Genomic DNA, 23470 nt, shown 5'->3' with positions numbered 1-23470 from the left:
TCATGTCTACTCCATTATACGGATTAGGACGAGCAATAGAAAGAACACGAACCCTACTGCTATGCAAACGTAGTCCCGTCCAAGCAACTGGGGCGTTTGTTTGGTTGGCATCTGTTGGATCTGACTTGTTGGTTGGCTCGATGACCGATATCCCCTCATTTCCAGAGCTGTTGCAGCAGAGTCCGCTGTCCTAAGCAACGATAGCAATAGAGGAATGGCAATCGCAGGTAAATCCCGTGTTTGAATGGTTCCGGGTTTAGACTTGCTTCGTCCTCTTGCTCGTGCAATGCGAGCGAATCTCCCCCATTCCGACTGGATTAGCGGGATAAAGCGCATCAGCATCGTCAAGTAGAGAGCGATTGCCTGGACCGGGAGTCCAAAGCGTGCAGTAGGCGACAAACTCTGCTCGAATGTTCTCTTCAAGGTGAGCGGACTATACTGCAACGGTAACAAGAAGCTTACGGCCATGATAAACAAAAAGCGCAGCATGGTCAGAAGTGTATCCGCTGCATCAGCAATAGAGAAACCTATGAAACGAATGCCGGAAAACACAACAGTAAGGCTAGTTAGCCATACAAAAGGGCGTACTACTTTCCAGACTGCATGAAAGGTTACGGAAGACCGAGCTATTGCTATATAAGCCGTGATGGCGGAAGCCACAACCCCAAGCCATGTGATCTGTAGCAGCATGCCCACAGAAACCAGTGTGCAGAACACCCACACAGCTCTTGGGTCTAATTGGCGAGCCGCAGGCACAACTGCGGCGGGCGGTGCGACATGCTCGCGTGCTGGCGCAGCGGCGACGGACAGTGCGACGGGCTCGGGTGCTGGTTCAGCGGCGACGGACGGCGCGGCATGCTCGCGTGCTGGCGCAGTGGCGACGGACGGCGCGACGGGCTCGGGTGCTGGCGCAGCGGCGACGGACGGCGCGACGGGCTCGGGTGCTGGCGCAGCGGCGACGGACGGCGCGACGGGCTCGGGCGTTGGCGCAGCGGCGACGGAAAGCGCGACGGGCTCAGGTGCTGGCGCAATGGCGACGGACAGTGCGACGGGCTCGGGTGCTGGCGCATTCGCCGCGCACGGGCGACCGCGGCGCAATGCGCCGCTGACCGCCTCGGCGAAGCGGACCGGGGACATCGCGTCCCCGGCCCCGCCGCCTGCGGCGGGCACTGCCCCAGGCGCCGCGAATCCGCGCGCCTGCAGCCAGGCCGTTGCCCGCACGCGGTCGGGCAACACAAGGCCCGCCTGCCGCAGCACGGCAGGCGCCGCCAACAGCTGCTCGCGGCTCATCGCCGCCGCGAGGCGACCGCGGACGAGGACGAGCACCTCGTCCGCCAGCGGCAGGAACGTCTCCAGATCGTGCGTGGCCAACACGATCCCGAGACGTTCCTGCCGCGTCCACCGCCGCAGTTGCTGCGCCAGGCGGTGGATGCCCTCCGCGTCCAGCCCGGCGGACGCTTCGTCAAGCAGCAGCCACCCTGGCGCTGTCGCCAGCGTGGTGGCCATAGCGACGCGGCGCTGCTGCCCGCCGCTAAGGGCGAACGGGTGGAGCGGAAGCGTCCCCCCATCCAGTCCAACTTCACGCAGCGCTTCAGCAGTCTGCGCAGCCGCCTGTTGCTGCGGCAAACGTAGGGGCCGCAGTGAATAGTCGAATTCGCCCTGTACGGTTCGAGCGAACAACTGCTGCTCCGGAAACTGAAACATCATGCCGATCGCAGAACGAGCTTCCTGCCCAGGGAAACGATAATCTTCAAGTGAATCAGCTTCGGTCAGTATGCTGTGAACTGCATCGGAATGAACCGCAAATTCAGATTGAACGGTGGGAAGGGATACCCTCACACTTCCAACATCCGGAAGGATCAAACCTCCCAGAACGTCCAATAATGTTGATTTTCCCGAGCCGATGGACCCGACTAATAAGGTTAATTTACCCGCTTCTATAGAACACGAGACCGAGTCCAGACGTTTCTTTCTGACGGTCGTTCCATCCGAGCTCTCGTCCACTTCAACTGTCTGAGACCTGTCAGCGTCTCCAAACACGCTTACGTCCTTAAGTACCAATCGTCCCCTACTCATGCCAGCCTCACCTCCAGCTCGCTCTCCAACGCTTCCCAAGTCAGCGGCAGCTCTTGCAGATCAACACCACGCGTTATTAGCTCACGAACCGCTTGAATGGCAAATGGCGTCTCAAAGCCAAGTCGCTCACAAAACGTCAAGCTTTGCTCCAACGCTTCACTTTCGTCAGCTTTATCGCACCTCGCCTGGTCTGGCCTCACATCATCCCTCACCATCAAGTCCCGCTCGATCGCCCCGCAATCGTCAACTTCATAGAAGAAGCGTCGAACATCACCATCATATACAACCCGCCCCTGTTCCAGCGCCAACACACGATCCGCTTGTGCGAGCTCCTCCATCACATGAGTTACCCATACTATAGTCACGCCACGGCGGTGCAACATACTCACCGTCTCCAATAACTGCTCTCGAGCCAAGGGGTCAAGCATGGATGTAGGTTCATCGAAGACAATCAGTCGAGCCCCAACCGCGATACATCCTGCAACCGCGAGCAGTTGTTTTTGTCCGCCAGACAGGTCTGTTACCGAATGTCGCCGTAGCGCCAGCAAACCGACCGTCTGCAGAGTGGACTGCAAGATTGGCTCCCTATCAGAGTAATCAATGCCAGCCAACTCTAAACTAAACAACAAATCCTCTTCAACGGTATCGCCAAAGAGCTGGGACTCCGGATTTTGCATCACCATTCGAATAGGCGCCCGAGCCTCAAGACCACGTCTCGCATTCGAGTCCGCCCGGTTATCTTCAGTCTCTTCACCTGCCCAACCAAGATCAATGACACCAGCAGACACTGGCAATAGACCGGCTAATACACGAGCCAGCGTACTTTTCCCACTGCCGTTACGGCCAATGATGGTCAACCATTCTCCTCTTCGGATCGACAACGAAATATCGTCCAGCACTTTCACAATCCGTTCCTGACTAGGGAAGGCGACACAGATTCGTTCTAGTTTGTAGTCTTGCAATTTATTCGACTCCCCTCTAGCCAGACAGAAATATGTATGCTACAATGCCAATTGTTAACCACATCACACGATATAGGTTAACAAATAAAAGGAGGCTTAGCAATGCAAAAATCGTTTACATGGAATGTCAGAGGAATTACATACGCAGCTTTATTCGGAGCGCTGTTCGTCGTCTTCACCTTTATCCAAATCCCGCTAGGTTTTACTCCGGTCCAGATCACCTTGGCCAATTTCGCAATTATGTTAACTGGTGGTATTCTTGGGGCTGTCTATGGATTCATCAGTATAGGAGCCGTCGTACTATTAACCGCGTTAGGGCTACCTCTATTACATGGAGCAGGCGGAATATCCTTACTGACCGGTCCTACCGCTGGCTTTATCTGGGCCTACCCATTCGCCGCATTATTCGTCGGTCTATTCATCTCCAGAATCAGAGGGAAAGGCTGGGCTTCCTTGGTCCTCATGTTCCTTGTCATTGAAGTATTCGGCTCTTTACTTCTATACGTATCCGGTGTACCTTGGCTTTCACACGTAACAGGTATGTCGATTCAGAAAGCATTGACACAGGGCTGCTATCCATTCCTACCAGGAGATGCAGTCAAAGCATTCATCGCCGCCCTGATCATACAACAGTTGAGAATCTATTTCCCAAGTGGCGTACTGTCTTCCACAAAAAATCAGGTCGTTTCACTCGACTAATCAAAAGGATTTCGTGTCAGGGCAGCAGGAATATTCGTCCAGTCTATGGAAATACACTAGACTATATGACTGTAACGAAAGGATTCGATGCACATGCTCATGACGTCCGCTCTTGGGGTTTCATTCCTAACTTTCCTAGTTGTTGCTGCTTTGACGCCAGTCCTGATCTGGGCACTCCGCACGTTCAAGCTCGTCCAACCCATTCGTGCGGAGATGCCGGCAGGGATTCAAGCCAAAAAAGGAACGCCTCTTATGGCGGGCCTCATCTTGCTCATTGGAAGTGCAGTCTCCTATTACGCAATCCCAAATCCATTAACCGCTTTTCTGAGCGCAACGTTCCTGCTCTTCAGTGTGGTCGGGTTTCTGGACGACTTCAAGAAGGCCGTCTATCAGGACCCGGGTGGTATATCCGGTCGAGCGAAGTTGATTATGCAATTTGTTTTCACAGGAGTCCTACTCTATTATTTGTTCGTCCATTTCGATCTCAGTCCACAGATCTCCTTATTCGGATCGTACAAGCTTGACCTGCCCATGCTTGTATACGTATGTGTCATGATGTTGTTCGTCGTCGGGTCGGCTAATGCAATTAATTTCACAGACGGGTTGGACGGGCTGTTGATCGTCGTGGCAATTCCTACATACTTGTTCTTCTTCGCCATTTCCGAGCGTCCGGAGGTTGAAGTATTCAGTCTGGTCATGATCGCCTGCCTGCTCGGCTTGTTCATCTACAATGTGTTTCCAGCCAAAGCATTTATGGGGGATACAGGTTCGCTTGCCATTGGAGGGTCGCTTTCCTTCCTGGCCATTCTGGAAAAAGTGGAACTGTTGATCCCCCTGTTATTCTTTGTTTATTTTGCCGAGCAACTGTCCGTCATTCTGCAAGTGTGGTATTACAAAAGAACGAAGCTGCGCATCTTCCGCATGGCACCGATTCACTATCATTATAGCCTCAAATACGGGTGGAGCGAAAACCGCATCGTCCTCGTCTTCGGCACTGTATCTAGCGCGTGCGCCCTGCTCAGTTGGGTAATTTGGAAATTGTGGATGTAGAAAAGGCGAAGACTATGTGTCTTCGCCCTCTTGCAGCTTGCGGTCGATTTCCTCTAGCATCCGTTTGACCGACGCCTCATCCACCTGTCCATTGGACTTGAATGTACGCATGATGTCGACCATCTCGTTGGCTCTCCGCTGTTGATCGGCATCGTCCTGAAGGTCCGTCGGATCGAACCAGACGTAGCTGTCGTCCGGCCCGTTACGCATGAAAGCTCGGGTCCAATGAGCCGGGTATTGATACGCTTGTTGCCCGAAAATAATGCCTAGCACATCGTCGCTCTCCAACGGCAGCAACTGATGGAACGTTTCCTCCGACCCGTCGGCTATATGCAGGTGGCGATAGCTGTAGTGCAGGTAGTGATCGCCTGTCTCGCGGTCCTTGACGATCTCGTATTGTTCGTTCTCATCCTCATGGATGGGCTTGATCGACTCGATTCGTTCTTGCAATTCGGCTTCCGCCACTTGTTGTTGCTCTTTCCATGATGCAGACATGTCGGCCTCCTGATCCACTTCCATGTAATTGATTCATCTCCCGTTATCATACCACAAAATCAAGCAGCCGGCCCCTAGGCCGGCTGCTGCATGTGTCGTATACCTACTGTCTCCAACCCGATCTACCCTTTTCGGCTCTCAGGCGTCAATCGATACCAAGCGCTGGTATTCCATTGGCTTTCAGTTAGTCGCATTGATCGTGTTGCTGCTGCACGGTTTGTATGCTTGTATCCTGTATTTGTTCAATCTGCAAGAGCGGACATTAATCGTCTTTTTTCTGCTGTTACTTACCGCGGGGAACGCAGACAAATAGCCCCTATAGTTTGTATCGGATTAGCAGAAGATGAACGGAGTGATTGAGATAAATTGGGTGCAGCAGACCTCCCATCTACGGAACAGGCGATTAGTTTACGATTCCGGTTACGTCTCCTAGAGCGAAGTCATCGTGTTGCATTCAACCGAGCGACTAGCGACCAAAGTGCATTTCTTTTGAACGGCGATCCCCTCCTTAGCTTTTCAGAATGACTCTTGCACCTTAATCATAACGAGCTGGATTTCGCACAGAATATAGCCGTTTTTCATTCTGGAAGCGCATATTTCTACAAGAACAACAAAAAAACAGGGCATATTCACCCTGTTTTTGTAAGATTTTTCAACGATTTTCTATTGTAGCAGCGAGCCCCAAATAGGACTGGACCCTTGAAGAGAGTACACCGATTGCAATCTCATTGCGGCCGCCTTCCGGAATGATTAGATCCGCAAAACGCTTGGACGGCTCCACGAACGCATCATGCATGGGCTTCACCGTCTCTAAGTACTGCGTACATACCGATTCTACCGAACGACCGCGCTCCCGCATATCCCGCATAAGTCGGCGAAGCACCCGTACATCCGCATCGGTGTCTACGAACACCTTGATATCCAGTTCATTACGGATCGACGGGTCGGAGAATAATAAGATACCTTCCAGCACGATAACCGACTTGGGAGCTACCTTGACTGTCTCCTCCTTGCGGTTATGAGTGGAGAAATCGTATTGCGGCATGTCGATTGCTTGACCTTGACGAAGCTGACGCAAATGCTGGAGCAGCAATGCGCCATCCACTGATTCAGGATGATCGTAATTGATGCGTTCACGCTGTTCCATGCTCAGGTGATGGTTGCCCATATAATAGGAATCCTGGGACAGCAGAACGACGTTGTTTCCCCCGAGCTCGTCCACCAGACGTTCGGCAACGGTTGTTTTACCCGATCCGGTTCCACCAGCAATACCAATAATAAGCATTCTAAGTTGCCTCCGACGGTGAATTAATGTTGTGGAAAATAATCCTTCCGAAGCGATGCGAACTCGACAAGTGACCGTTCAGCCCATTTCTGCGTCCGCTCCAGAAGTCGAATCTCCGAATCGATCGCTTGTCTTAACGACTCCATATACTCCGGAACGGTTCCTCGGTATGGATGAACGGCTTGCTGTGGAATCCACGTCTTCTCACGGAACGAGAGTGCTCGGCGTTGATGAAACAACGAGACTTCCGTTTCCATCGGACGGTGGAGATCTCCCTGCTCGGGATGCTTGACTACGGCAGCAATCTGTACAAGTGCTCGAGGTGGTGCCCACTCCAGCAGTTCGCCAATATATTGACCAGTCTTATATTCAACTAGCACGAGTGCACCTACAGGAATCAGTTGTTCAGACATGGTATCTCCTCTTTCTATAAGTTACTCTGTCGGCACGATGAACCGGAACACATGATCAATCGATTTCATCGCATATAACCGGTCTACGGGCTTTCCTCGTTGGATTCGCAGCAGACAAGGTACGCTTGTAATCTCCCACTGCTGAGTCAGTTTGGACAAGAAATTAATATTTGCCGTGAATAAGGGGAGCCCCGGTCGCATTTGCTCCAGGATGTCCAGCATTCGCCGAGCCGCTGCACATGTCCCACACAACGGCGTATAAATGAACAAATATAGCGTACCCGGTAATTCCAAGTTCAGTAGCTGACGTTCTGTTAGTTCTGTCATCCCGTTTCTCCAGCAGCATGATGAGGTTCGAGAATTTCCAGACAATCAACCATAATATCGAGCAACTCGGGGAAATCACTCCAATGACCTTCGTCGATTTTACGATTGAAGGAGCAACGGATTTCATTCGTAAACAATCGCTCATCGACTCCTTCCATTTGATACGGATAAGAAATCGTCTGACTAATATCCGGACGTCCATCCCATAACGCTTCCAACTCTCGCTGAATGTTATAGCATGCGCTCCCGGACTCCTTCATGCCAAGCACGAATCTCAACTCCAGTGAACAACCAGGTGTGGCATGCTTCCATTCCAGCTTCTCCCCAGCGAGATCCGAGAGCCCTGCCGTCAGGCGAAGTTCTCCGGTAACACGGCCTTCCTTCAATCGGAACTGAATGACAAATGCTCTTGACATATCTGCCAAATCTACGAGGTCTTGGCGGCCGACTACCAGAACAACGCCTTCCAGATCTAAGTCATAGACCGCTCCCTCCATGACGACCTTCAAGTTCTCGAATATCGTGGGATCAAACATTGGCGTCCGCCCTCCCGATCAATGGATTAATCTGCCTAGATTATACCAAAGGAATCGGTAAAAGAAAAAGCTTTTGGATGAAAACAAGCAGGAGAGCAACAACTGCTCTCCTGCGAATGGGATTAAGTTTCARCAAGCTTTACGCGTACATCGACTCACGAAGATTTTTGATTTCTGTGCTGGCCAAGTATTCATCGTAGGTGGTCATCCGATCAATCAACCCGTTAGGCGTGATCTCGATAATCCTGTTGGCAATCGTCTGAATAAACTGATGGTCATGGGAAACGAACATCATCGTCTCGTCGGTATCGATCAGCCCGTTATTGAGCGCAGTAATCGACTCCAGATCGAGATGGTTCGTCGGTTCGTCCAACAGCAGAACATTTGCGCCCGTCAGCATCATCTTGGACAGCATGCAGCGGACTTTCTCTCCCCCGGACAAGACAGATGCTTTCTTCTGCGATTCTTCGCCTGAGAACAGCATACGCCCCAGAAACCCGCGGATGAACGTTTCGTCTTGATCCTTGGAATACTGGCGCAACCAGTCCACAAGGTTCGATTCCACTCCTTCGAAATACGCGGAGTTGTCTTTGGGGAAGTACGCGTGTGTGGTCGTGACGCCCCATTCATACGAACCGGCATCTGCCGTCTGCTCACCAGTAATGATCTGGAACAACATCGTCTTGGCTGCGCCGTTCGGTCCAACGAGGGCGATTTTGTCACCTTTGTTGACTACGAGGCTAATGTTGTTCAACAATAGTTCGCCTTCTACAGACTTGCTTATCCTGTCGACGGACAAAATATTTTTACCCGCTTCACGATCCGGTTTGAAGTTAATGAACGGATATTTGCGGTTGGAAGGGCGAATATCTTCAAGCGTAAGCTTCTCCAACTGCTTTTTACGTGAAGTAGCTTGCTTCGACTTGGACGCATTCGCACTGAATCGGGCGATAAATGCTTCCAGCTCTTTACGCTTCTCTTCTGTTTTCTTGTTGGCATCACGAGAGAGCTTCACCGCTAATTGGCTGGACTCGTACCAGAAATCGTAGTTACCGACGTACATCTGAATTTTACCGAAATCGATGTCCGCAATCGCCGTACACACTTGGTTCAAGAAGTGACGGTCATGGGATACGACAACAACGGTGCCTTCGAATTTGGCCAGGAAGTTCTCCAGCCAGTTAATCGATTCCAAGTCCAAGTGGTTGGTAGGCTCATCGAGCAGCAGTATCTGCGGATTGCCGAACAAGGCTTGCGCCAAGAGCACGCGAACTTTCTCGTTGCCGCCGAGTTCCCTCATCTTCTTGTCATGCAAGTCCGTACCGATCCCTAGCCCGATAAGCAATTCTGCCGCATCCGACTCCGCCTGCCAACCGTCCAGATCTTGAAAATCACCTTCAAGTTCAGCTGCACGCATCCCATCATCTTCGGAAAAGTCGGCTTTTGCATATAAAGCATCCTTCTCTTCCATAATAGAAAATAGTTTCTTATGGCCCATGATGACGGTCTTCAGTACATCAATCTCATCAAACTCATAGTGATTCTGGCTAAGCACGGCCATACGCTCGCCCGGTGTAATGTGCACTTCACCGCTGTTAGGCTCAATTTCACCAGACAATATTTTCAGAAATGTGGATTTCCCCGCACCGTTCGCACCAATTAGTCCGTAGCAGTTGCCTGGGGTGAATTTAATATTGACGTCTTCGAATAATGCACGTTTGCCATAGCGAAGCGTCACGTTACTTGTATGAATCATCGTTACCCGCCTTTCCGTTCATAAAAAAGAATTACACACATTATTACATGTTATCATAAAATGCTTCCGGTTCCTAGCCGCTGCTCTGTCAATAATTCCGAGTCGAACAATTGGTTTAAAGCGATGCGCTTCTCAAGAAGACAAGGTTGGTTTAAACTGTGGGGGTAACAATCACGCGATGGAACGAGGAGGGTCGTCATGGAAAAGGAAAGTAAAACGCTGACCACTGGGAAGAGTATTATTTTGCGTCTCGAAATACATACCGACAAAGTGAAGTTCAGCGACATCGTGACAGTCATTATCGAACAAGGCGGCGATCTGGTCGCGATTGACGTCATTCAGACGAAGCATAATTCAACGGAACGGGACTTAACCGTCACCGTCAATGATGCTGTACAAATTCAAGCGATCGTGGATCGAATCAAGAAGATTGACGGTGTCAAGCTGGTCAACATGTCCGATCGGACATTCCTGATGCACCTCGGTGGCAAAATCGAAACGAAACTGAAAGTACCGATCCAGAACCGGGATGACTTATCCCGTGTATATACACCTGATGTGGCCCGTGTCTGTATGGCGATCCATGAAGAACAGCGCAAAGCGTTTACTTTGACCATCAAACGGAATACGGTAGCCGTCGTCTCAGATGGAAGCGCCGTACTCGGTCTAGGAAACATCGGCCCCTATGCGGCTATGCCAGTCATGGAAGGGAAGGCGATGCTGTTCAAGCAGATGGCGGACGTCGATGCCTTCCCCATCTGTCTCGATACGCAGGACACGGAGGAGATCATTCGCACAATCAAGGCCATCGCCCCGGCATTCGGCGGCATTAATCTCGAGGATATTAGCTCCCCGCGCTGCTTCGAAATCGAGGAGCGATTGAAGGCAGAGCTCGACATTCCCGTCTTCCATGACGATCAGCACGGCACGGCGGTTGTGTTATACGCCGGGCTGATCAGTGCATTGAAGGTGGTCAATAAGTCGATCCACGAAGCCAAGGTCGTCGTTTGCGGTATTGGGGCTGCAGGAATTGCCTGCAGCAAGATATTGCTCGCTGCCGGCGTTAAGGAGCTCATCGGAGTCGATCGCGAAGGCGCGCTAGTCGCCGGCCGTGAGTATACGAATCCGATGTGGACCTGGTACGCCGAGCATACGAATCCGAACCGTGTGAGTGGTTCGCTGTATGAGGTGCTGGCCGGCGCCGATGTATTCATCGGCCTGTCGGCCGGAGGGCTGCTGAAGCGCGAACACGTCGCTTCGATGGCGCCGCAGCCCGTCGTGTTCGCGATGGCGAATCCAACGCCGGAGATCAGCCCGGAGGAGATCGAGGACATCGTTGGCGTTGTGGCGACCGGTCGCTCGGATTATCCGAACCAGATCAACAATGTACTGTGCTTCCCAGGCATGTTCCGTGGCGCGCTCGACTGCCGGGCGACGATCATCAATGAGGAGATGAAGCTGGCGGCCGCTGAAGCGATAGCCTCGGTCATCTCCGATGATGAGCGCAATAAGCTCTACATCATCCCAAGTGTGTTTAATGACCAAATCTCGAAGTTAATCCGCGCTCGAGTTGTGGAAGCTGCGATCCAAACTGGAGTAGCACGACGTATTCCACGCGAGTACCGGTAAAAATGCAAAATCCCGATTCCCCTGTAAGCCAGGTAGGAATCGGGATTTTTTCAATTTTACCCCCGATTGCGCTCGATCTGCTCGACCATCTCGGCCAGCACGCTCCATCGCTCCATCGTCTGTTCCAGCTCCTCACTCAGCTTCTGCTCTTCTTCGAACAGATGGCGTACCGCATCGTAGTCGCTTCCAGCTTCCCCGATTTGCCGCTTCACCGAATCGAGCTTCTCCTCCAGACCAGCGATGCGCTGCTCAATACCGTCCCACTCCTTCTGGTCCTTGAAGCTCAGTTTGCGAAGTAATTGCGGCGTGGCAGAACTAGCTTCACCGTCTCCAACGGCCGAACCCGCCCCCGCACCTCTTCCCGCTGGAGTTCCCGCCGAATTGGCAGATGACTTATCGACGCGTCGTACAGCACCTTCAGATTGCTGGCGTTCCGCAAGCTGTATGGCCTGCTTCTCCTCCAGGTACTCCGAATAGTTACCGAAGAACGGACGAATAACGCCGTCCCCCTCGAAGCAAAGCAGCACATCTGCAGTCCGATCGAGGAAATACCGATCATGGGAAACTGAAATAACGGTTCCTGGAAACTGCTCCAGATACTCTTCTAGGATAGTTAATGTCTGAATGTCCAGATCGTTTGTTGGCTCATCCAGTAGCAGCACGTTCGGTTCACTCATCAATATACGCAGCAAGTAAAGGCGTCGACGTTCGCCGCCCGACAATCGATCGATCGTCGTCCATTGCTGGCCTGGTGGGAATAGAAAGCGCTCCAGCATTTGCGAAGCAGAGATCGACTCTCCGTCGGACGTGCGGATCACTTCCGCCCCTTCCTTCACATAGTCGATCACGCGCAGCTTCAAGTTCATATCGGTACTTTCTTGAGTGTAATAGCCCGGTTTAACTGTCTGCCCGGTCTCTATCGTACCCGATTCCGGCTGCAGTCGACCTGCCAACAGATTGAGCAGCGTAGACTTGCCGCTACCGTTGGGCCCAATTACGCCGATACGTGCACCCGGCTGGAACAAATAGCTGAAATTGCTGAACAATGTTCGTCCATCCACTGCAATCGTGACGGCGTCCAGCTCATATACCTTCTTGCCTAGACGACTGGCACTCAACGCCATATCAAGCTGCTCGCGCGGTCCGTCCTGCTCCTGATCGCGCAGCGCCTCAGCTCGATCAATCCGCGCCTTCTGCTTCGTCGAGCGCGCTTTGGCACCACGTCGCAGCCATGCCAGCTCACGTCGCAGCAAGTTCTGCCGCTTGTTCTCCGAAGCCGCTTCCTGCTCCTCCCGCTCTGCCTTTTTCTCCAGGAAGATGGCATAATTACCCTCGTAGCCGTACTGCTTCCCGCGGTCCAACTCGAAGATGCGGTTCGTCACCCGATCGAGAAAGTATCGATCATGCGTGACTAACAGTAGTGCGCCCGGGAAGCGCAGCAGCACCCCTTCCAGCCATTCGATCGTCTCGTTGTCCAAGTGGTTCGTCGGCTCGTCCATGATGAGCAGTTCGGCCGGCCGGATAAGCGCACGCGCCATCGCGACTCGCTTCCGCTGGCCTCCGGACAGCTTGCCGACTTGTTGGGTTACATCATGAATCCCTAGACGGGACAGTACAGTCTTCGCTTCGGTCTCCGCCCCCCAGGCATCGTTCGCATCCATTGCCTGCTGAGCATGGAACAGCCGTTTCTGCAGGTTCTCGCTAGCCGGGTCTCGCTCCAGGTCGGTCAAGGCGCCTTCGTATTCGCGCAGCGCTCGCATTAACGGCGTATCGCCATAAAATACTTGTTCAAGCACGGTTCCACCTGACTCGAATGAGGGGTTCTGCGGCAAATATTCCACCCTCATCTGCTTTGCGGTAATCACTTCACCCGAATCAGGCGAATCCAGCCCCGCCAATATACTCAGCAAGGATGACTTCCCTGTGCCGTTAACACCAATCAAGCCGATTCTTTGTTTCTCGGATATGGTGAAGGAGATGCGGTCGAACAATATTTTCTCTCCGTAACTTTTACTAAGTTGTTCCACACGAATGATCGACATCGGATCTACTCCTACTGTGTATTTAATATAATTTGGTATTGGACTGCCCATCCTGTACAATGAAGAATGGTACTACAAATTTGTTTGAATCTGACCGATGAAAGGATAGGTATTCCTATGACAGAAATTCTGGATCCCAAAACTTGTTCCATTGATAGGCTCGTTACCGTTCCCAGTGATGTTGCAAACGTACTCGAAGGCCGTAAGAAGGCCACACGTCGAAATGGACGTTATGCAGATCCCGGTGAAACGATGATTCTCGGAGGCCAATCATTCGAAGTTACCCGGGTGTATCAACAATCGCTCGGCGAAATGACGGATGAAGATGCGCAGTCAGAAGGCTTCGAGAGTATGGAGGCTTATAAAACCTACATCCTTTCCATGCACAAAGGGATGCCATGGGTACCTCAAGTCAAAGTGTGGGTGCACGAGTTCAGACCGATCTCTTCCTAGTCGGCAGCCATCTATGCTACGCGACATTTTGCTATACATACACATCCTAAGTGTTATTGTATCCCTTGGACCTTTTTTTGTCATGTTTCCCGTCATGAGTGCGATGCGTGCGGCTGAATTCCCACAGCTTAGCCAACTCATCACCACATTCCGCTTCGCGGTTCGTCTGTCCAAGCATGCAGGGCATGTACTTGTTGCGACAGGTGCACTGCTCGTATGGGAAACTGGGTATCGCTGGGAAGATTCCTGGATGATAGCTACACTGCTTGTCCTTCTAGCTTCCCTGATCTTCATGGCTCGTGCATTCTCGCCCACACTGCGCAAGCTCGCTAAACCTGAACACGAAGCCGACCGGACGATACTCATTCGCAAACTGTACAGAGCCGTATGGATATACATCGGTCTGTTACTCATCTTGTTATGGTTGATGGTCGACAAGCCTACTCTCTGGTAGACAAGCTATCTCGAACAGAAGAAAGGCTATTGAGCGCCTACGTCTCAATAGCCTTTCTTACTATTCGTATTAATTGGCGTTTACCTTCTGATTCGACCACTCTTCCACGTTCCACGTCTTGGTCACCCAATCCTCGTAGAATTCTGGCTCATGGCTCACGAGCAGTACGGTACCCTTGAATGCCTTGAGCGCTCGTTTCAACTCTTCCTTAGCCACGACGTCAAGGTGATTCGTCGGCTCGTCGAATAGGATCCAATTGCTCTCATTCATTAACAGCTTGCAGAGGCGTACCTTCGCCTGTTCTCCTCCGCTCAGCATGTTAAGCGATCTTGTAATATGCTCATTCGTCAAGCCACAACGGGCTAAAGCTCCACGCACTTCGTTCTGATTCATATGTGGAAAGGAGTTCCAGACATCCTCAATGGGAGTCACGTTACCCGCTTTTGTCTCCTGTTCGAAGTACGCGGGGAACAGGAAATCCCCATGTTCGGTCTTCCCACTATACGGTTCAATCTTACCCAGAATCGTCTTGAGCAGTGTTGATTTCCCGACTCCGTTACAACCGACAATCGCGATCTTCTCTCCACGTTCGATCATCACATTCATCTTGGGCAATAGCGGAAACGTATAGCCGATCTCCATATCCTCGGCCAAGAACACCATCTTCCCGCTTGTTCGCGCATCCTTGAACACGAATGTTGGCTTCATCGCCGTTTCTGGACGGTCGATTCTATCGATGCGATCCAACTGCTTCTCCCGGCTCTTGGCGCGGCCTGAAGTAGAAGCTCGGGCCTTGTTACGTTGGATGAAATCTTCCTGCTTCTTAATGAATTCCTGCTGCTTCTCATAGGCACTAATATGCTGATTCTTGTTCATCTCGGCCATCGACAGGAACTTCTCATAGTTGGCCGTATAACGGGTCAGCTTGGAAAACTCCAGATGATAGATAATCGAGACGACTTGATTCATAAAGTCCGTGTCATGTGAGATTAACAGGAAGGCATACGGATAGTTTTTCAAGTAGTTCGTCAACCATTGGATATGCTCCACATCCAAGTAGTTGGTCGGCTCATCCAAGAGCAACACCATCGGTTTTTCCAGCAGCAGCTTGGCAAGGAGCACCTTCGTACGCTGACCGCCACTCAAGCTGGCCACGTCACGTTCCAGTCCGATCGCATCGATCCCAAGACCGTTGGCCATCTCCTCCACCTTCACATCGAGCAGATAGAACCCGCTTGTCTCCAATCGGTCCTGAATATCCCCCATCTGCTCCAATAGAAGTTCAAGTTCCTCTGGTGTTGCATCGGACATCTTATCCGTAATCGCATTCAGTTCACGTTCTTGCTCCAGCAAGGGCAGGAAAGCGTCTTTCAATACTTCCCGAATCGTCTTGCCCGGTGTTAGTGTTGTATGCTGATCCAAGTACCCATACTCGACTCGCGGCGTCCACTCCACCTTGCCGGAATCCTTCAATACTTTGCCAGTCAAAATGTTCATCATCGTCGATTTGCCAACGCCGTTAGCGCCAACAAGGCCTACATGTTCACCAGCGAGTAAACGAAAAGAAACGTTCTGAAATAGAACGCGCTCTCCGAAACCGTGGCTTAATTCTTCAACAGTCAAAAGGCTCATTATATTCTCATTCTCCAACTTTCGTCATTTCTTAGTTGATCTTCTCCGTACAATCAGCTCTCGAAGTCAACAGCAACCGCTGATTCGCGTACGGTGTTAATATAGGCCAATACCTCTTGATGAGCAGGGTGCACTTGGTATTCCTTCATAGCTTCGACCGAATCGAACTTCGTGACGAGTCCGATATCGTAGGAACGCTCTGTGCGAAGCACATCCTGACCTACTTCAATCGCAAGCAATTGCGGAATTTGACCTTCCAGCGCACGAAGCATGCTGATCATTTTGTCCGCAGCTTCTTGGCTTTTATCTTTCATTTTAAATAACACAATGTGAGTAAGCACCGTCAATATCCCCTTTTTCGACAAGAATAGATTTATTGTACCATATCTATTCCTTCTTAAAAACAAATTGCGTGCGGATGATGCCTAGTCGGTCTCCATCACTTAACGGATAAGGTTTGTAGGGGGCCATGCGTTCTCCATTCAGCAAAGTTCCGTTCGTCGATCCGAGATCTTGAGCACAATATGTTCCGTCTCGGAAGATCAACTCCAGATGATGTTTCGATACACCTGCGCCTTCAAGTGAATAATTCACACCACCCTCTTCCCGCCCGATAATGAAGTTATCTCCGGTTAGCAGAACCTTATCCGTTCCCGACTCCTTCCGGATGCTTAGCGAGTAATGGTTCGTCTGAATATCATTCACGTTACGCAACACATCCATATCCAGCAATACCGTAGAAGGATTGTACGGAATCGGAGCTAAATCTTGGCTTATTGGAGTGATTGAACGAGCAGCGGCAACTTGATTATGAGACAATTGGATGCTGCTGTTGTTCCACATCATGCTTTCCTCGGAATAGTCATCCTCATTCTTATCCCTATGTTCAGCTCGATCCTTGCTCTGATCATCCAACCTACCAACCAACCACGAGGGACGGATTCTGAGTAATAGGACAATTGTTAGCAACACTAATCCGCTTAATCCTGCCATCAGAACGAGATCAAACGTTGAGGAAGCTTCGGAATAAAAACTCCAGATCAACCCGATTAATGCCAGAGCCGCGACAATAACATACAAGAGCTTCTTTCCAGATTTACCACCTAATTTGGCTTTGATCGGAACGTTCGTTTTCTTCTCTAACCGAGCATGAAGGGGGAGCTCACCCGTTTCCATAGAAGGACCTACCTCGTCTTTTAGCTCGCGGATGCGTTTCAACCATGAGACTGGGCCGCTAGCTGGTTCGTGTTGCAGTACGAAGCCTTGTGGGGTCATCTCCGGCTTGACTAATGGAGCTGACGGGATTGTTACAGGTGAAATGGGCATTGAAGCAGAAAATGTTGGTGACGATCCTGCAGAACGTTCCTGAGTATGCTCTGACTGTTCAGATCGAGTCTGCGTTGCTTGAATCCATGCAGGACGTTGTTCACTATAAGCGAGAGAGGAAGCTGGAGTACATTCCAAGAGCAACGTCAGCAACAGTTCCTTAAGTCCTGGATGATGAACCCCCTCATCCCGCACAATGGAGAGAACGCGTGGTATCGCTTGTCCTTCCATCGATTTGACCGAACCCAGACATTGTGCAGAGAAAGCTCTGAACGACTCTTGAATGGGTTGCTTCCCTGCAAAGTTCAGAATCGGGATGTACGTAAAATATAAGTCCTCGATATCAGTTCCGGTGAAGATATGGTCAAATTGTAGAAGCAAGCCCTGCTCATCCAGCATGTATCCTCGGCAATCGGCGATCGCAATAACCGTATGAAGCATGATGCGCAAGTATTGTTCCTGCGTCAGCTGCTCTCTTCTCAGCCTGTGACTTAGCATCTTCTTGCCACCAATGTCATATAGAAGACGTACGTTCCGATCCACTTCTTCGAATTGAATGGGCAGCAATCTAGGAAATTTATTATGATGCAACATCTGCACTTCAATCGGATTCATATCTGCTCTGCTCAATGGCGGATTTCGGTCTACCAACAGAAAATTGCCGTTATCCGCTTTATAATCAAAACGTAGTCCTTCTGCTTGCTCGTCCATATAGGCTCCTTTACCAAAAACTTATATCCCGATTGTCCACCAGGTTAGTGCCATAGCCGGGAGCACAGCGTACATAAAAGGAAACTTGAGCGGTTCTGCCGACTTCAGCGTCTCAATAGGCCTCAGGTCTCGCCATATCCAAATGCCGAATAGTACAGCGGCAACCCTCCGGATTCTATAACGAAATTCCCGTTTCCACACCAGCACGACAATCCCTACGATACCTGCGCACAATACGGCATTCATCATGCCATATAACACGAATTGCACCCCAGCTATCGCTCCAATAGCGCCGAACAATTTGACATCACCCGCTCCAACCGCTCCTATCGCATACAAGACAAGCATAACGGTTAGGCCGCTCAACAGACCGGTTACAGAATGAAACAAGCGAGCTCCCCAACTACCATCACCTGTCGCTACCGAGAGCACTAGTCCTGCCAGCATCCCAGTTAATGTAAGCGCGTTGGCAATCTTGGATTGCATGGCATCTTGTACGAAGGCAACACCAAGTAAGATTAGCAATGCGATAATAGCCGCCAAAGTCCTTCAATCCTCCTCATCATGCGCCGATCCACAGCCGTTCGTAGCACTGTTTGCGGAGTGTAATTATTCGGGTGTAGAAAGGGATCGGTAACCGTACATCGTACTCAGCCGTTATGCCGATGAAAGCCTCCCCTGGATGATCCAGCTTGGGCAGCTTGACTTCGACAACTCGCAGCCGCTGTGCAGAGAGTGCATGCGTGTCAGCAGCCTGAAGCACAAGGGACTTGAAAACTTGACGGATAATCGGGTTAAGCTGATTGTTGACGAAAGCATCCACTTGTTCTTGTGAATTCGACTCCAGCTGTTCACGCTTCTGTTGCTCCCAACTGACCAAACTCAACATAAAGTCTGGGATAAATGCTTCATAACGTTCGGTCAACTGTTCACCCTGCAGCAGCTTATCTCTGGCCGAGGTGACTCGTCCGATCAATTCGTTGATCGTACTCCCTACACTACTGCTCTCGTACACCATCTTGGCTTCGACAGCCAGCAATTGGGCCGGATAGGCATAAGCGGCAATCGGCTTCGTCGTTTCCGTCAGTGCTCGCTGCAGCGCCAGGTCTGTCACCGTAAGTTTGATAATGGAGGCCATCGCTAGCACGAATGCGAGGAAGAACGGCATTACAAGTGCCGCCTCCAACGCGATACCACCTTGTTCTCGCTTACACATCCGGGTAAACCAGTTGCCCATAGATCAGACCTCCTAGCCATTGGAAGCGTTAATAGGATAACAATGCTGTCTGCTGCAAATAGACACGATTTCGCTTGATGTCATAGGCGAATAAGGACTCGAAGTAGGGAAAAAACCACAATCGTTCACTAGTTGTCGCTACTCCACGCAAATAGGTGTTTTTCCGGGTAAGATCCTGACCGGTATCGACCTCGATTAACGCCTGCATTCGAGCCATCGTTGTCTTGTTGTTGCTATGTAGCAAGTAAAAGAGTCGCAAATAATCTTTATAGTTCATCGTAACAGCACCACCAGCCAGCTTCTCTGATACCGGTACAGCCTTCCCGTTCACCAGCTCCGTCATATCTTTGTAAGCAACAATCGCGCCTTCTGCTGCCGCCCAGAGGATCATCATCAGCGGGGTACCTAATGACCCAACAAGCTTGGCTTCTGTACTCATAAGCGCTTCCGTCATTCGAATGGCCAGACGCAGGGCGAACATCTCCGCATAAGCTGCAGATTGGTTCAACATGCAGGAGGCTTGACCATACAAGATGTACTCAGCCTCTTGATTTCTCAGCGAATGCTGTCCCGGATTCGTAACCGCTGTTGCGCGAACAGCTTGTCCGTCAGCCGCCATTTCTTTCCCGTACGTCCGATAATTGAACTTCTCCAGTGCGAATTCATTCACATAAAACTCATTTCGAAACGATTGGGCCGCCGATGTAAGAATAGGTACGATGGAATCGATCAGACGAAACGCGCCGCGTCTTGCCTGTTCGCCATTAGTTGCAACAGATGCGGCTGGTGTGGAGGTAGATTCGGCAATCCGATTGTACTCCATATATTTGGCTGACAACGCAGTCGAACCTGAACTAGGGTTGTTTTTCTCCAGTCGGTCATAAATCTCACTTCCCCCGCTAATGCCACCACATTCCGCAACGAGCCTCTTCACCTGATCGATGACTTCGTTCATTCGATTGAGCTGCTTGTTCCGCTCCTTGCGCGTGGATTCGGACGCTTGTTGACGCTTGACCTCTTCAACTTGCCGGTTGTCCACAACGGTCCTAGCTCGTGAAGCATAAGCTTCATTCGAGGAAGTTAATGTGCTGTAACGGTCCGGCGTCCATCGGTTGTCTCCCAGGAACGGTGTAGTCGCTCGAACCGCTGCGTCGAACCCATTGAATAAGGCAGCTACACTACTCGCTTCCACTTTGTATGAGGCATAATAGGATGCTGGTTTTATCGTTTGCTCTACGATCTCCGTCGACATGAACGGCGAAGCATCGGAACTAGTCGCGAGATTACGAATGTCCGCATCATAYTGCTGTGCTTCATCCAGCTTGTTCATAATCACCTGCTGCTTACTTATCATGATGGCTGCGTCTCGGGCTACTTCTCCCTTGGTCACTTCCAAGAGTAACGAATATTCGGCAATCGTCCGCAATAACGATTGCCATTGCTCGATTTGCCCAGATAAGGCAGACAAGCTGCCTTGTAGTCCACCGATCGTTCTCTGGATATCGGAGATCAGTTGCATATTTTCTTTGGCGTGCTTGACAAGCTCTTGGAGTGTAGAATAATGCTGGGTGATCGCTTGTTGAATTTGCTCGGTCTGACTTCTAAGAGTCCGAATCGATTGCTCGATGTCGGCTACGTCGTGCACCCCGATTTGCGACGCCAATTGATCCAGTTCGTACAAGCGAACGGCGTAATAGGACTTATAAACTTCAGCTTTCTCCCCCATCTGCAATAAGGCGTCCCATGCTCCGTCAAGTGCATGTTCCCGTTTGTTCACTAAGCTCTCAATTTCTTCCGCACGCTTCTCGAAGGCAGAAGCACCAGTTAGTGCAGCGGTCATGTTCTTCCCACTTACCAGCTTATCAATCACATTAACCGCGAATTCAGCGGGCGCCCTATACTTCATCTCTTCAAGCATTTGCTGACGAAAAACGGTCTGATTCCCCAACGAATATAGGCCGGTCAGTTTCACCGAATTCTCATCCGCAATAGGCTTAACAAGCGTCATCACCCCTCTAGAGTCCGATGSGCTCTGATTGCGGGACAAAAYATCCTTGAACAATTGCTCTGCCTCTTCATCGTCAAGACCGATTGCATATAGTCCATATTCCCTCAATGCCGTGTCATAGGCCGATAATGTCGAACGGAGGGCGGTCTTCAAGGAAGATTCGGATTCACGCTCCGCTATTCGAATTCGGACGAAATCGATCAGCACCGCATGAAATACGAATAGAGGAGCCACAATGAGCATTAGAAATACGGACGCCGAGCCTCTTTGTGATTTCCACAGCTTGCGTATGCCCAACAACCTGATTCCTCCTCATGAATGAATGACGACCAATATTCCACGTTTTTCAAGTTCTCGACGTAATGGCTTGGAAGGACCGATCTTGCCATTGCGGCTATCGCGGAAAAAGTGCCACACGACACCTTTCACCATGCCAGCACTTTGCAGCAACTCCAAGTCTTTGGCAATCTGCCCTTCGACCGCTTCCGTCTTCGATGTATAACCGAACTTCGCTTCATGGAACAACCCGTCCGGATCGAGTGAATCCAGCTTTCTCTGCTGCCCGGAAGGTGTCGTTACGTATACGGCTTCCGTACTTCCCAACAAGCTTCGCAAGTATTCGGCCGCTTCTCTTTCTGAAGTAAGCTTTATGCTAGTTGGCGGAGTACTTGTAGCAGCAGGAAGCGGAACAGTTGTGCTCCGATTAGATAGCAGTTGCTTCAACCTGCCTGCAAACGTTCGGGCGAAATCGACGGTACGAATTAGTTCGACCGGCTCGGTAACCGCCGAACGAATCGTTACAGTACTTGAAGGTGTGAACCAATCCTTCGTGAACGTGGGTATTGCTGGAGGGCGGTCCAAGCTCACCTCAATCTGACGACTGTATAGCTTGTTCGTATAACTTATATCTCCAACAATAGAAGCGGATATTGGGTCAGCCGCTTTTCTTAACTTCGATTGAGGTAGCCCCGAATCATTTCCACTCGGATTTGCCGGCAAGACAAGGCGTGATGCCTCGTTCCGCACGAGAAAACCGAACGCATCCGAGAAGCTGTCACTCCCCGTTCGCCAGTACAGGCCATCATGCTGTCCCAGTGGATAGGATCCCGTCACCGAGTCCTTGGAGCTGTTATCCCAAGTGAATGCCGCACGATCTACTACGGCCGCTGCGGTAGCGTATAGGTCCGAACGATTGAACAGCATGAAGCTGAAGCTAATGAGCGCAATAACAGCGAGCAGTATAATTGGAAATGCCAACGCCGATTCCAATGTGAAGCTCCCCGCTTGCTCCGACCAAATACGGACATAAGCTTTGAGCAACTTCTTGCGCAGGGTCATGGGGTTGTCGGAGTCGCGCAGGTACTCGGATTGGACAAGCATTCCTTCGAACCTGTGTTACCCAGCTCCTCGTTCGCTTGCCCGAATAGCGATTTGATGAAGCTCAGTATCCATTTCCTGAATGCTACGGCCACAATGACCAGAACTGCAACGATCAAGAGTAACTCCAGTGTCCCCAATCCATCTTCCTCTTTCCAAACTCGTTCTAATAATCGATAGATTGATCTCATCTCCACATTCCTCCAATATGAGTATTAAGGCTGATTCATCATCGTGACTGCTGGTGCTGCAACGATAGTCATGACCACAAGAAAAATGAGCAGCATCGGAAAAATAAGCTTGGAAGACGCTTCTTCACCGAGCATTCGAGTGAGAGCTTTACGCCGTTCCCACATTTCACCGGACAACCCCTTAAGAGCCAATACGAATGAATCCCCTCCACGCTTGTAGTTCATTAGTACCGTTGTTGTAAACACCGTTACTTCCTGCACAGCACACCGTTTGCTAAGCCTCTCCATCAGCAGATGAAACGGTTCCCTATTGTGAAGTCCGGACACTAACAGTGCAATTTCTTTCTGCAATGGACTTTTATCGGCAACCGTTGCACCCGTGGACCCGAATCGGTTCGCCGCACATTTCAACAAGGCACCCTGAACCGTTTCCCCCGCGTTCAGCAACAGCGTCATTCGATTAAGCAGCTCCGGCAGCTCCAGCACGATGGACTGCTTCTTTCGCTTGATTCGTCGATCCAACTCCTTATATAGGGCGAATGGAATACAGAAGGAGAACAACAATCCGGCTGTAAGCATGACCAAGTCTCCTTCGGAAGCCAGAAACAAGAAGAGCAGGATCAGAACGCTGATGATCCAGACAAGTAGTGCTTGTGCCGCGAACCGTTTGGAATGAAACAACTCCCGATTGTCTCCATGAAGGGCCAACATTTTCAAATGCAATTGGACTTTGACTGGTTGTAAGCGATCCAGAAGATTCGTCCTCTCGACGACAATGAGGGCGAGTGCCATTAACCATGCCTGCATTCAT

General features: G+C 50.8%; 23 protein-coding genes. 5 read left to right on the top strand and 18 right to left on the bottom strand.

Going from position 1 to position 23470, the window contains the following annotated elements:
• Nucleotides 1-6: 6 nt before the first annotated feature.
• Nucleotides 7-2076 (bottom strand): ATP-binding cassette domain-containing protein, encoded by a 2070-nt coding sequence (locus AC1DWB_RS15875; protein WP_477542051.1) that lies wholly within the window; start codon nt 2074-2076, stop codon nt 7-9.
• Nucleotides 2073-3038: an ATP-binding cassette domain-containing protein gene (locus AC1DWB_RS15870; protein WP_477542050.1), complete on the bottom strand. Its 966-nt coding sequence runs from the start codon at nt 3036-3038 to the stop codon at nt 2073-2075. The genes AC1DWB_RS15875 and AC1DWB_RS15870 overlap by 4 nt, the downstream gene beginning before the upstream one ends.
• Nucleotides 3039-3140: 102 nt before the next feature.
• Here AC1DWB_RS15870 and AC1DWB_RS15865 point away from each other — a divergent pair, with 102 nt between their 5' ends.
• Both AC1DWB_RS15865 and mraY read left to right on the top strand, forming a co-directional pair.
• Complete coding sequence (locus AC1DWB_RS15865; RefSeq protein ID WP_477542049.1) at nt 3141-3737, top strand: biotin transporter BioY; 597 nt, start codon at nt 3141-3143, stop codon at nt 3735-3737.
• Between the two features lie 99 nt (nt 3738-3836).
• Nucleotides 3837-4787, top strand: a complete 951-nt coding sequence (mraY, locus tag AC1DWB_RS15860; protein ID WP_477542072.1) for a phospho-N-acetylmuramoyl-pentapeptide-transferase — start codon at nt 3837-3839, stop codon at nt 4785-4787.
• 12 nt (nt 4788-4799) lie between these two features.
• Here the strand turns inward: mraY and AC1DWB_RS15855 are convergent, their stop codons facing one another.
• The 6 genes from AC1DWB_RS15855 to AC1DWB_RS15830 all read right to left on the bottom strand — a co-directional run bounded on the left by AC1DWB_RS15855 (nt 4800) and on the right by AC1DWB_RS15830 (nt 9599).
• The gene (locus tag AC1DWB_RS15855; protein WP_477542048.1) at nt 4800-5282 is read right to left on the bottom strand and encodes a hypothetical protein; all 483 of its coding nucleotides are present in this window, start codon (nt 5280-5282) and stop codon (nt 4800-4802) included.
• A gap of 652 nt (nt 5283-5934) precedes the next feature.
• Complete coding sequence (gene udk / locus AC1DWB_RS15850) at nt 5935-6567, bottom strand: uridine kinase (RefSeq protein ID WP_477542047.1); 633 nt, start codon at nt 6565-6567, stop codon at nt 5935-5937.
• Nucleotides 6568-6590: 23 nt separating this feature from the next.
• On the bottom strand, nt 6591-6980 hold the full coding sequence (gene kapB / locus AC1DWB_RS15845) for a kinase-associated lipoprotein KapB (RefSeq protein WP_477542046.1): 390 nt from the start codon (nt 6978-6980) through the stop codon (nt 6591-6593).
• 21 nt (nt 6981-7001) lie between these two features.
• Nucleotides 7002-7307 carry a thioredoxin family protein gene (locus AC1DWB_RS15840; protein ID WP_477542045.1) on the bottom strand — a complete coding sequence of 102 codons (306 nt, stop codon included), beginning with the start codon at nt 7305-7307 and terminating at the stop codon, nt 7002-7004.
• A complete protein-coding gene (locus AC1DWB_RS15835; protein ID WP_477542044.1) occupies nt 7304-7843 on the bottom strand; it encodes a hypothetical protein in 540 nt (179 codons plus the stop codon). The genes AC1DWB_RS15840 and AC1DWB_RS15835 overlap by 4 nt, the downstream gene beginning before the upstream one ends.
• A gap of 139 nt (nt 7844-7982) precedes the next feature.
• Nucleotides 7983-9599, bottom strand: a complete 1617-nt coding sequence (locus AC1DWB_RS15830) for an ABC-F family ATP-binding cassette domain-containing protein (protein WP_477542043.1) — start codon at nt 9597-9599, stop codon at nt 7983-7985.
• 198 nt (nt 9600-9797) lie between these two features.
• Between AC1DWB_RS15830 and AC1DWB_RS15825 the strand changes: the two genes are divergently transcribed.
• On the top strand, nt 9798-11228 hold the full coding sequence (locus tag AC1DWB_RS15825) for an NAD-dependent malic enzyme (RefSeq protein WP_477542042.1): 1431 nt from the start codon (nt 9798-9800) through the stop codon (nt 11226-11228).
• Nucleotides 11229-11284: 56 nt separating this feature from the next.
• Here the strand turns inward: AC1DWB_RS15825 and AC1DWB_RS15820 are convergent, their stop codons facing one another.
• The gene (locus tag AC1DWB_RS15820) at nt 11285-13270 is read right to left on the bottom strand and encodes an ABC-F family ATP-binding cassette domain-containing protein (protein WP_477542041.1); all 1986 of its coding nucleotides are present in this window, start codon (nt 13268-13270) and stop codon (nt 11285-11287) included.
• A gap of 117 nt (nt 13271-13387) precedes the next feature.
• Between AC1DWB_RS15820 and AC1DWB_RS15815 the strand changes: the two genes are divergently transcribed.
• Together AC1DWB_RS15815 and AC1DWB_RS15810 are read left to right on the top strand one after the other, a co-directional pair.
• Complete coding sequence (locus AC1DWB_RS15815; protein ID WP_477542040.1) at nt 13388-13723, top strand: ASCH domain-containing protein; 336 nt, start codon at nt 13388-13390, stop codon at nt 13721-13723.
• 13 nt (nt 13724-13736) lie between these two features.
• The gene (locus AC1DWB_RS15810; protein ID WP_477542039.1) at nt 13737-14177 is read left to right on the top strand and encodes a DUF2269 family protein; all 441 of its coding nucleotides are present in this window, start codon (nt 13737-13739) and stop codon (nt 14175-14177) included.
• Nucleotides 14178-14246: 69 nt separating this feature from the next.
• Here AC1DWB_RS15810 and AC1DWB_RS15805 read toward each other — a convergent pair whose 3' ends face one another.
• From AC1DWB_RS15805 to AC1DWB_RS15765, 9 genes are read right to left on the bottom strand one after another with little or no spacing between them, the layout of a single operon-like run.
• A complete protein-coding gene (locus tag AC1DWB_RS15805; RefSeq protein ID WP_477542038.1) occupies nt 14247-15809 on the bottom strand; it encodes an ABC-F family ATP-binding cassette domain-containing protein in 1563 nt (520 codons plus the stop codon).
• Nucleotides 15810-15862: 53 nt separating this feature from the next.
• Complete coding sequence (locus AC1DWB_RS15800) at nt 15863-16150, bottom strand: Dabb family protein (RefSeq protein ID WP_477542037.1); 288 nt, start codon at nt 16148-16150, stop codon at nt 15863-15865.
• 46 nt (nt 16151-16196) lie between these two features.
• Complete coding sequence (locus tag AC1DWB_RS15795) at nt 16197-17846, bottom strand: DUF6382 domain-containing protein (RefSeq protein ID WP_477542036.1); 1650 nt, start codon at nt 17844-17846, stop codon at nt 16197-16199.
• Between the two features lie 21 nt (nt 17847-17867).
• Complete coding sequence (locus AC1DWB_RS15790) at nt 17868-18389, bottom strand: prepilin peptidase (protein WP_477542035.1); 522 nt, start codon at nt 18387-18389, stop codon at nt 17868-17870.
• A 19-nt stretch (nt 18390-18408) separates the two neighbouring features.
• A complete protein-coding gene (locus tag AC1DWB_RS15785) occupies nt 18409-19083 on the bottom strand; it encodes a TadE/TadG family type IV pilus assembly protein (protein WP_477542034.1) in 675 nt (224 codons plus the stop codon).
• 28 nt (nt 19084-19111) lie between these two features.
• The gene (locus AC1DWB_RS15780; protein WP_477542033.1) at nt 19112-21391 is read right to left on the bottom strand and encodes a hypothetical protein; all 2280 of its coding nucleotides are present in this window, start codon (nt 21389-21391) and stop codon (nt 19112-19114) included.
• Between the two features lie 12 nt (nt 21392-21403).
• A complete protein-coding gene (locus AC1DWB_RS15775) occupies nt 21404-22471 on the bottom strand; it encodes a TadE/TadG family type IV pilus assembly protein (protein ID WP_477542032.1) in 1068 nt (355 codons plus the stop codon).
• Nucleotides 22426-22659, bottom strand: coding sequence for a Flp1 family type IVb pilin (locus AC1DWB_RS15770; protein WP_477542031.1), 234 nt, complete (start codon nt 22657-22659; stop codon nt 22426-22428). Before AC1DWB_RS15770 ends, AC1DWB_RS15775 begins: the two co-directional genes overlap by 46 nt.
• Before the next feature lie 24 nt (nt 22660-22683).
• Nucleotides 22684-23466 carry a type II secretion system F family protein gene (locus tag AC1DWB_RS15765; RefSeq protein ID WP_477542030.1) on the bottom strand — a complete coding sequence of 261 codons (783 nt, stop codon included), beginning with the start codon at nt 23464-23466 and terminating at the stop codon, nt 22684-22686.
• Nucleotides 23467-23470 lie beyond the last annotated feature (4 nt).

It is taken from the genome of Paenibacillus sp. P4_E11 (assembly GCF_056401635.1).
The sequence above is the reverse complement of the archived record's forward strand: the minus strand, read 5'-3'. Positions and strand labels throughout refer to the sequence as shown.